The organism is Pantoea sp. JGM49 (genome assembly GCF_018257655.1).
GTDB lineage: Bacteria > Pseudomonadota > Gammaproteobacteria > Enterobacterales > Enterobacteriaceae > Pantoea > Pantoea communis.
Window position 1 is genome coordinate 428,197 of the sequence record NZ_JAERJM010000003.1, and the last position, 9,219, is coordinate 437,415.

At 48.9% G+C, this 9,219-nt stretch carries 9 protein-coding genes, 1 other RNA gene and 1 pseudogene; 7 read left to right on the forward strand and 4 right to left on the reverse strand.

Translation table 11 applies throughout. The features are described 5' to 3' along the window. Positions 1–47 precede the first annotated feature (47 nt). A complete protein-coding gene (gene grpE / locus JK231_RS08030; RefSeq protein ID WP_034825591.1) occupies positions 48–626 on the reverse strand; it encodes a nucleotide exchange factor GrpE in 579 nt (192 codons plus the stop codon). A gap of 122 nt (positions 627–748) precedes the next feature. On the opposite strand from grpE, the gene nadK reads away from it, so the two are divergent. The 3 genes from nadK to bamE all read left to right on the forward strand — a co-directional run bounded on the left by nadK (position 749) and on the right by bamE (position 3,906). After that, positions 749–1,627: an NAD(+) kinase gene (gene nadK / locus JK231_RS08035; protein ID WP_034825588.1), complete on the forward strand. Its 879-nt coding sequence runs from the start codon at positions 749–751 to the stop codon at positions 1,625–1,627. Between the two features lie 85 nt (positions 1,628–1,712). Then, positions 1,713–3,374, forward strand: a complete 1,662-nt coding sequence (gene recN, locus JK231_RS08040) for a DNA repair protein RecN (RefSeq protein ID WP_211728326.1) — start codon at positions 1,713–1,715, stop codon at positions 3,372–3,374. Between the two features lie 184 nt (positions 3,375–3,558). Next, positions 3,559–3,906, forward strand: a complete 348-nt coding sequence (gene bamE, locus JK231_RS08045; RefSeq protein ID WP_211728327.1) for an outer membrane protein assembly factor BamE — start codon at positions 3,559–3,561, stop codon at positions 3,904–3,906. 53 nt (positions 3,907–3,959) lie between these two features. On the opposite strand, the gene JK231_RS08050 is transcribed toward bamE, so the two are convergent. Further along, complete coding sequence (locus JK231_RS08050) at positions 3,960–4,250, reverse strand: RnfH family protein (RefSeq protein ID WP_160869439.1); 291 nt, start codon at positions 4,248–4,250, stop codon at positions 3,960–3,962. Then, complete coding sequence (locus JK231_RS08055; RefSeq protein ID WP_034825580.1) at positions 4,243–4,677, reverse strand: type II toxin-antitoxin system RatA family toxin; 435 nt, start codon at positions 4,675–4,677, stop codon at positions 4,243–4,245. The genes JK231_RS08050 and JK231_RS08055 overlap by 8 nt, the downstream gene beginning before the upstream one ends. A gap of 158 nt (positions 4,678–4,835) precedes the next feature. Here JK231_RS08055 and smpB point away from each other — a divergent pair, with 158 nt between their 5' ends. The 4 genes and pseudogenes from smpB to JK231_RS08075 all read left to right on the forward strand — a co-directional run bounded on the left by smpB (position 4,836) and on the right by JK231_RS08075 (position 8,495). Further along, a complete protein-coding gene (gene smpB / locus JK231_RS08060; RefSeq protein ID WP_034825578.1) occupies positions 4,836–5,318 on the forward strand; it encodes an SsrA-binding protein SmpB in 483 nt (160 codons plus the stop codon). A 44-nt stretch (positions 5,319–5,362) separates the two neighbouring features. Next, positions 5,363–5,724: a transfer-messenger RNA gene (ssrA, locus tag JK231_RS08065) on the forward strand. 197 nt (positions 5,725–5,921) lie between these two features. Next, positions 5,922–7,120: pseudogene (locus JK231_RS08070) on the forward strand (integrase domain-containing protein). 31 nt (positions 7,121–7,151) lie between these two features. Beyond that, a complete protein-coding gene (locus tag JK231_RS08075; protein ID WP_211728328.1) occupies positions 7,152–8,495 on the forward strand; it encodes a hypothetical protein in 1,344 nt (447 codons plus the stop codon). Between the two features lie 252 nt (positions 8,496–8,747). On the opposite strand, the gene JK231_RS08080 is transcribed toward JK231_RS08075, so the two are convergent. Further along, positions 8,748–8,999 (reverse strand): ogr/Delta-like zinc finger family protein, encoded by a 252-nt coding sequence (locus JK231_RS08080; RefSeq protein ID WP_211728329.1) that lies wholly within the window; start codon positions 8,997–8,999, stop codon positions 8,748–8,750. Between the last annotated feature and the right edge of the window lie 220 nt (positions 9,000–9,219).

Below are 9,219 nucleotides of genomic sequence, written 5' to 3' on the forward strand. Positions count from 1 at the left end.
ATAAAAACGGCCGCAATCAGCGGCCGTTTTTGTATTCAGCAGGGTAATCAGCCCTTGGCTTTGGTTACTGCCACCATCGCTGGGCGCAACAGGCGACCATTGAGGGTATAACCACGCTGCATCACCATCAGTACATGGTTCGGTGCCATGTCTTCTGATTCAATCATCGACATCGCCTGATGCACATCCGGGTTGAATGGCACGTTGGTTTCCCCGACCACTTCAACACCATACTTACGCACGGCACCCAGCAGGGATTTCAGCGTTAGTTCGATGCCTTCAATCATCGAAGCCAGTTCGGTGTTCTCTTTATCAGCCACTTCCAGCGCGCGCTCGAGGCTATCAATCACTGGCAGCAGTTCGTTGGCAAATTTTTCCAGCGCAAACTTGTGCGCTTTTTCCACATCCATTTCGGCACGGCGACGGATGTTCTCAATCTCCGCCTGAGCGCGCAGCTGTGCTTCACGCACGCCACCTTGCGACTGGGCTAATTCCGCTTCCAGTTGCGCGATACGCTCATCACGCGGATCCACCTCAGTTGCCGTCTCTGCGTCCACGTGCTGCTGATCCTGTTGAATTTCGTCTGAGACTTGCTCGTTAGGGGTGTTCTGTTCTTTACTACTCATGAATTTCTCCGCGTTTTGCACATTCATCTCGCTGGTTGGCTTATTATGGGGATCAGTTTGACGGTTTCAAGTGAACCCATCACATTGCCTGGCCGTTTTGGCTTATGAGGAACACGCGCTAAATGAACAAACACTTTAACTGCATTGGGATTGTCGGCCATCCGCGCCATCCTACTGCGTTAACCACCCATGAAATGCTCTGGCGCTGGCTGACAGCAAAAGGCTATGAGGTGATCGTCGAGCAGCAGATTGCGCGCGAATTGAACCTGAAAGATGTGGAAACCGGCAGCCTGGCGGAAATCGGCCAACGCGCCGATTTAGCCGTGGTAGTGGGCGGTGATGGCAATATGTTGGGCGCGGCACGCGTGCTGGCACGTTATGACATCAAAGTGATTGGGATTAACCGCGGTAATCTCGGTTTTCTCACCGATCTCGATCCCGATAACGCACAGCAACAGCTGGATGATGTGCTGCAAGGCGAATACTTTGTTGAAAGCCGTTTCCTGCTGGAGGCGCAGGTGTGCAAAGAAGCGTGCTCGCCGCGGATCGGAAGTGCCATTAATGAAGTGGTGCTGCATCCGGGGAAAGTGGCGCACATGATTGAATTCGAGGTGTATATCGATGAGGTCTTTGCGTTTTCCCAGCGTTCGGATGGCTTAATCATCTCGACGCCCACTGGTTCCACCGCCTATTCCCTCTCAGCGGGCGGCCCGATTCTCACGCCATCGCTGGATGCCATCGCCATTGTGCCGATGTTCCCGCATACGCTTTCTGCGCGCCCGCTGGTGATCAACAGCAGCAGCACAATCCGTCTGCGTTTTTCATCTCTGCGTAGCGACCTGGAAATCAGCTGCGATAGCCAGATTGCGTTACCTATCCAGGAAGGAGAAGATGTGTTGATTCGCCGCAGCGCGCATCATCTCAACCTAATCCATCCTAAAAATTACAATTATTTTAATACGTTAAGCTCAAAACTGGGCTGGTCAAAAAAATTGTTCTGAAAATCACCGCCAGCCACTTTACTGTATAAAAAACCAGTTTATACTGTATGAAAAACCATATCTGTTTTTACATACAGGTGATTTCATGCTGGCACAACTGACCATCAGTAACTTTGCTATCGTTCGTGAACTGGAGATCGACTTTCATCGTGGGATGACAGCGATCACGGGGGAAACCGGCGCAGGTAAATCCATCGCAATTGATGCGCTGGGCCTGTGCCTGGGCGGCCGCTCTGAAGCAGATATGGTGCGTCAGGGTGCCAGTCGTGCCGATATCTGCGCGCGTTTCCAGCTCAAAGCCTCACCTTCTGCACAGCGCTGGCTGGTGGAGAATCAGCTCGATGAAGGCAGCGAATGCCTGCTGCGCCGCGTGATCAGTGCCGATGGCCGCTCTCGTGGCTTCATCAATGGCACTTCGGTGCCGCTGTCACAACTGCGTGAACTCGGACAGCTGCTGATTCAAATTCACGGCCAGCATGCGCACCAGCTGCTACTCAAGCCAGACCACCAAAAACATCTGCTGGATGCTTATGCGGCTCATGATGACCTGCTTGATGAGATGCGTCAGCACTACCAGCGCTGGCATCAAAGCTGCCGTGCGCTGGCTCAGCATCAGCAACTATCGCAGGAGCGTGAAGCACGCCGTGAACTGCTGCAATATCAGCTGAAAGAACTGAATGAATTTGCCCCACAGCCGGGCGAATTTGAGCAGATTGATGAAGAGTACAAACGTCTCGCTAACAGCGGCCAACTGCTCTCGACTAGCCAGCAGGCTCTGCAAATTCTCGCCGATAGCGATGACACTAACCTGCAAAGCTTGCTGTATAGCGCGCGCAATATGCTCGGCGAATTAGTCTCGCTGGATGACAAAGTGAGCGGCGTGTTCAATTTGCTGGAAGAGGCAGCGATTCAACTGAGCGAAGCCAGCGACGAGCTGCGCCACTATTGTGAACGTCTGGATCTCGATCCCAATCGTCTGCATGAACTGGAACAACGTCTGTCACGCCAGATTGCGCTGTCTCGTAAACATCACGTGTCACCTGAAACCTTGCCGGTGCTGTATCAGCAATTACTCGACGAAGCAGAGCAACTGTCGCAGCAAGAGAGCGATCAGGAAACGCTGCAAAATGAAGTGGGATCACACCATCTGGCGGCGGTGGCCTGCGCGGAAAAACTGCATCAGCTGCGTGAGCAGGCGGCACATGAACTCAGCCAGTTGATCACCCAGAGCATGCGTACTCTGTCGATGCCGCACGGTCAGTTTGCTATTGAGCTGGAGTTCAAAGCCGATCAACTTACGGCAGATGGCGCTACACGCATTGATTTCCGCGTGACCACCAACCCTGGCCAGCCGTTGCAACCACTCGGCAAAGTGGCATCAGGGGGTGAGCTGTCGCGTATTGCGCTGGCGATTCAGGTGATCACCGCACAGAAAATGGAAACGCCGGCCATGATCTTCGATGAAGTGGATGTCGGTATCAGCGGCCCAACGGCTGCAGTGGTCGGTCAGATGCTGCGCCAACTCGGCGAATCCACCCAGGTGATGTGTGTGACGCACTTGCCGCAGGTTGCCGGTTGTGGACATCAGCACTTCTACGTCAGCAAAGAGACCGATGGCGAGATGACCGAAACCCATATGCAGCCGCTGGATAAACGAGCCCGCCTGCAGGAACTGGCACGTTTGTTAGGCGGTAGCGAAGTCACGCGCAACACGCTGGCCAACGCAAAAGAACTTTTAGCAGCCTGATTCCGCACTTTTTTCTGGCCTGGTGGTCATATGCTTGCTCTGTAGAGGTTTCCAATAGGACAAAGGTTTATTATCATCGGCAGTTATATCGCCATAATAAAGCCTGCCGTAAGCAGAGTTCAGAATTTGATGGCAACAAAACAGCCTGACAAAAGGCGTTTGGCCCCAGAAAAGGAATGTATAGATGCGCTGTAAAACGCTGACTGCCGCGGCAGTGGTAATGTTGATGATGACCGCCGGATGTTCCACCCTTGAGCGCGTTGTATATCGTCCGGATATCAATCAGGGGAATTACCTGGTCGCCAACGATGTTTCGAAGATTCACATCGGCATGACGCAGCAGCAGGTTGCCTACACTCTCGGCACACCGATGATGCACGATCCGTTTGGCAGCAATGTCTGGTATTACGTGTTCCGTCAGGAACCAGGCCATGAAGGCGTGAAGCAGCAAACCCTGACGCTGACCTTTGACAGCAACGGTACGCTGACCAATATCGATAACAAACCGAAACTCACTGGCAAAGAAGGCTAAGTGATCGGCAACAAAAAAGGCGCTTAAGCGCCTTTTTTGTATCTGCGATTCCGCTATTTGTTGCTCGCCGAGCGTTCTGCTCGCTGGCGACGCATCTCTTTAGGATCCGCAATCAGTGGGCGGTAAATCTCCACGCGATCGCCATCCTGAACCGCATCACCCAACTTTACTGGCCGACTGAAAATCCCCACCTTGTTATTTGCCAGGTCGATGTCTTTGCGCAGTGATAACAAGCCCGAGGCTTTAATCGCCTGCTCTACGGTCGCACCCTCTTCCAGGGTTACCGAACGCAAATACTGCTTTTCAGGCAGCGCATAAACGATCTCAACGGTGATATCAGGCACGATAAACCTCTTTCGCGCGCTGACTGAACGCTTGCACCATGCTATTCGCTAATTCTTTGAAGATACGACCAAAGGCCATTTCAACCAGCATGTTGGTGAATTCGAAGTCGAGGCTCAGCTCCACTTTGCAGGCATCATCACCCAGAGACGTGAAGTGCCATCCACCGGTCAGCTTGCGGAACGGACCATCAACCAACTGCATTAAAATGCTCTGATTGCTGATCAACGTGTTGCGGGTGGTAAAGGTTTTACTGATGCCCGCTTTCGAGACATCTACCGCTGCCGTCATCTGATTTCCGCTGTTATCCAACACGCGACTGCCCGTGCAGCCTGGAAGAAACTGAGGATAAGCGTCCACATCATTCACGAGCTGATACATCTGCTCAGCGCTATAGGGGACCAACGCCGAACGGCTAATCTGGGCCATAATGGTTCCTGTTCATCACAAAACCGTTGAATAATACCATTTTCGGACACCAAACAAAATTCACGGGTTTGCCAGCTGTGCTAAAATAGTGTGTTTTTTACCGCCCCCAGGACAGGGGGATGCGCCCACAGACTGAGTGATGTAGACTACGCCGCACTATGACAAAGAAAAAAGCTCACAAACCCGGTTCAGCCACTATTGCCCTCAACAAACGCGCTCGCCACGAATACTTCATTGAAGAAGAGTTCGAAGCGGGGATGTCGCTACAGGGATGGGAAGTTAAATCACTCCGCGCCGGTAAAGCCAATATCAGCGACAGCTACATTTTGCTGCGCGATGGCGAAGCCTATCTGTTCGGTTCCACTTTCCAGCCGCTGGCGGTTGCCTCTACGCACGTGGTGTGTGACCCCACGCGTAGCCGCAAGCTGTTGCTGAAGCAGCGCGAACTCGATTCGCTTTACGGCCGAGTCAACCGCGAAGGTTTCACAGTGGTTGCACTGTCGATGTACTGGAAAAACGCATGGGCCAAGCTGAAGATCGGTGTGGCGCGCGGTAAGAAAGAACACGACAAGCGTAACGATGTGAAAGATCGCGAATGGCAGATGGATAAAGCACGTATTATGAAGAATTCAAAGCGTTAAGCACTGGATTCATCCGTCACTATTCTGTAGTATAAGAAGTTCTTGGGGCTGATTCTGGACTCGACGGGATTGTGAAGCCTTAGGTGCATGTCGAGGGGCGGTTTGCCTCGTTAAAAGCCGCAAAAAAATAGTCGCAAACGACGAAAACTACGCTTTAGCAGCTTAATAACCTGCCAAGAGCCCTCTCTCCCTAGCTTCCGCTCTTAAGACGGGGATCAAGAGAGGTCAAACCCAAAAGAGATCGTGTGGATGCCTTGCCTGGGGTTGAAGCACTAAATCTAATCAGGCTAGTTTGTCAGTGGCGTGTCTGTCCGCAGCTGGCCGGCGAATGTAAAGACTGACTAAGCATGTAGTACCGACGGTGTAGTAATTTCGGACGCGGGTTCAACTCCCGCCAGCTCCACCAAAATTCTTTCGCGGCGATACCAGAATCGTCCGCTGAAGTCCTGAAAGCCCGCACGGCGAAAGCCTTGCGGGCTTTTTTGTGTCTGTAATCATCCGAGGCGTTCCCCCCTGAATCCAGAGATAATTGGTACACGAGTTGGTACACGTTATAAATAATGTGTACCTAAAACGTGTACCAATTATGGACGGAAACCAGTCATGGCCCGGATGACACGCCCCCTCACCAATAACGAAATCCTCAAAGCCAATTCTCAAGAGAAAGACTTAACGCTGCACGATGGCGATGGACTTTTCCTGCTCGTCAAAACATCAGGTAAAAAGCTGTGGCGTTTTCGCTACCAGCGGCCAAATAGCATTAGCCGCACAAATCTCAGCCTAGGCTCTTACCCTGCCCTGACGCTCGCCGTCGCTCGCCAAATGCGTGACCAATATCTTTCGCTGCTTGCTCAAGGGATTGACCCGCAGAAGCAGCAAGAGGAAGTATCGGAACAACGCCAAATCGAGCTGGATAGCATTTTTTCAGTTGTGGCTGGGAGATGGTTCCAGCTTAAGAGCAAAAGCGTTACCGAAGATTATGCGAAGGATATTTGGCGATCGCTGGAGAAAGACATCTTCCCTACTATCGGTGAGATTCCTGTTCAAACGCTCAAAGCCAAGACGATTGTTGAAGCACTGGAGCCAATCAAAGCTCGCGGCGCACTTGAGACTGTTCGCCGATTAGTGCAGCGCATTAACGAGATTATGATTTTTGCAGTCAACACAGGGTTGATTGATGCAAATCCGGCTTCGGGCGTTGGTATGGCTTTTGAAAAACCCAAAAAGCAAAACATGCCAACACTTCGACCGGAAGAATTGCCTATGCTGATGCGTTCTCTAGTCATGTCGAACCTATCTGTTCCGACTCGCTGTCTTATTGAGTGGCAGCTCCTGACCCTTGTGCGCCCTTCTGAGGCCTCTGGCGCTCGATGGGTAGAGATCGATCTCCATGCGAAACTCTGGACTATTCCAGCCGAACGGATGAAAGCTAAGCGGGAACACATTGTTCCTTTATCACCTCAAGCATTAGAGATTCTGGATGCAATGAAGCCAATTAGCGCTCATAGGGAACATGTTTTCCCTAGTAGGAATGATCCAAAAAATCAATGAATAGCCAAACTGCAAACGCCGCTTTAAAACGCATTGGCTATGATGGTAAGTTAGTTGCTCATGGGCTACGCTCAATCGCAAGTACTGCACTCAACGAGCAGGGATTCAATGCAGATATTATTGAGGCGGCTTTAGCTCATTCAGATAAAAATGAAGTACGCCGTGCTTACAATAGGTCTACATACTTAGCTGCGCGTTATAATTTAATGAACTGGCGGGGGTTATTCGTAAAGAAATCACTTTCACATTAGTTCACCTTAGAAATTTAAAAGGATCGTAATTATGGATTTTATTTCAGAGCTGGATGAAATAATTATTCTCGGCACGCAAGGTAATATTGAATCTTCTATTCTTGACATGAATGATGAAGATTTCTATGAGTTTACTGAAACTATATATCTTGTTACTAGGCATTATTTTAATATAAACCCGCATAAAAATGAAAACTTTTCATTTATAGCAAACGCATCATTGAGCGGCGGCCGTCATCCATGTTCCGCCGCAGAATGCCGAATCAATAAAATATTACAAGTAGCATCATTCTCTGCACTCTATAGCGATGAAGTTTATATTCAAAATCCATTTGAAAAAGTCACTATAGATGGAGTTGAGAACGTTAATAGCATGTCAAGACAAGATGTTATTGCTGGCATATATAACTATCTCTATCTAAAACCATTAATTAAAAGAGGCATAATAAAATACGCACTTAATAAAATCGCCTTATGCCACGAACACGGACTATCATTAGCCGGCCCACTTTCTGAAGAATTAATTAAAAAAGAAAAGGATTTATACGAATTACTTCATGAAGAATTGATTCATAAATGCACGGTTAGTTTTGATATTACTGCCGACGGCACTCCTTTTTTGGAGATAAAAGGGCCAGATAGTTTTGTCGAGCACGGAGTTATGTATTTTCATCTCATGGAGCCTGTTGGTGATTATATTAAATCACTCTTCAACAAGTCTTTACCTTATAGATTTTCAATGAAAGAAGTAGTTCAAGAACAGATCCTTGCTTTAATCATATCACCAATAATTGAAGACTTATCAGAACAAGAGTGGCATACAAAATTTTATGGCACATCATATTTATGTGACAACCAGCAGCAAATTATGGTGGCAACAAATACTAACCCTACCATATATAAAGTGAACTCAAAAAGCTTCAACTCTTCCATTGAACACTACCTACCAACAATACAAAGTAAAAACTTAGAAAGCATACTGAAAATCAGGGAGAAAGAAGAAGAGTCATTCAAGGTTTACAGAGACAAAGTTAACAATCTAATTAGAAAGAGTAAATATTGGGAACAAAGAGAGATTGCTGAAATATTTAGAGACCAAATTCTCCCTGAGATCAACACCATTGAAAAAAAAGTAAGTGACTGGAAGAAAAAAACTAAGGCTGGGATAAGAGATAAAATTATTATTGGTTCTGGTGCTGTTTCATTCGGTTTATATGCAGGAATTTTACCAAATGATCTTAGCCACTTACTAGCAGCCATAGGAGGTGGAGCAGCAGTTATTAGCACTGCTGTTGACTATACTAAAACCATAAGAGGGAAAAGTGAGGCTAGATCAAATGATTTTTACTTCCTTTGGCAAATGAAAAATAAATGATGCACTTCGCGCGCAATGCTATCCCCGCCACGCCTGCCCGCTTTATGCATCGTTTTTCATGCAAGTGCATTGTGTGGGCCAAGCCGCGCCCTATATGGCCTGAATGGGAGAAAGCGGCACATGATTTTGCATGCAGATCCATGCACGCTATGCATGCACTGCTCTTTACAAAGCGGCTCGCCAAAAAAAGGCTTCAGTAAGACAAAGACAGGAATAAAAAAGCCGCTGGTTATGCAGCGGCAGTGTGAGGGATTAATGAATCTGGCGGAATGCAGAACCATAACGGCCCAGCGTCTGGCGTTCTCTTGCTGGTTCCGGTGATGATACCGGTATTTTTTCCGGCTGTGGCGGTGCGGTGATCACCTTTGTGATGCTCTCATTCGTCTTGAAAGTACAGGAGCAGTCGAGGTTAGTGCACTGGTGATAACGCTCTTTTACCTGCTCTGACATATAGCGGCTCGATTTGGTATGTGCCGCGCTTTTGCAGAAGGGACAATGCATCATTTCTGGCTTCCCTCCTGAAGTTTTGCACGCTGCGCCCGGATTGATTCAGCCAGCTTCTGGCGGCGCATAGGATGGCGGTAAAGCTCCATATCAATACCCGTAAGCGGCGGGCGATACAGACCAATACTCTCCAGCAGCGGAGCTGAATCGCCACGGATAATCTAGACACTTCCGAGCCGTTGATAATACTGGGTTTCATATTCTGTCGGTGACATCTGAT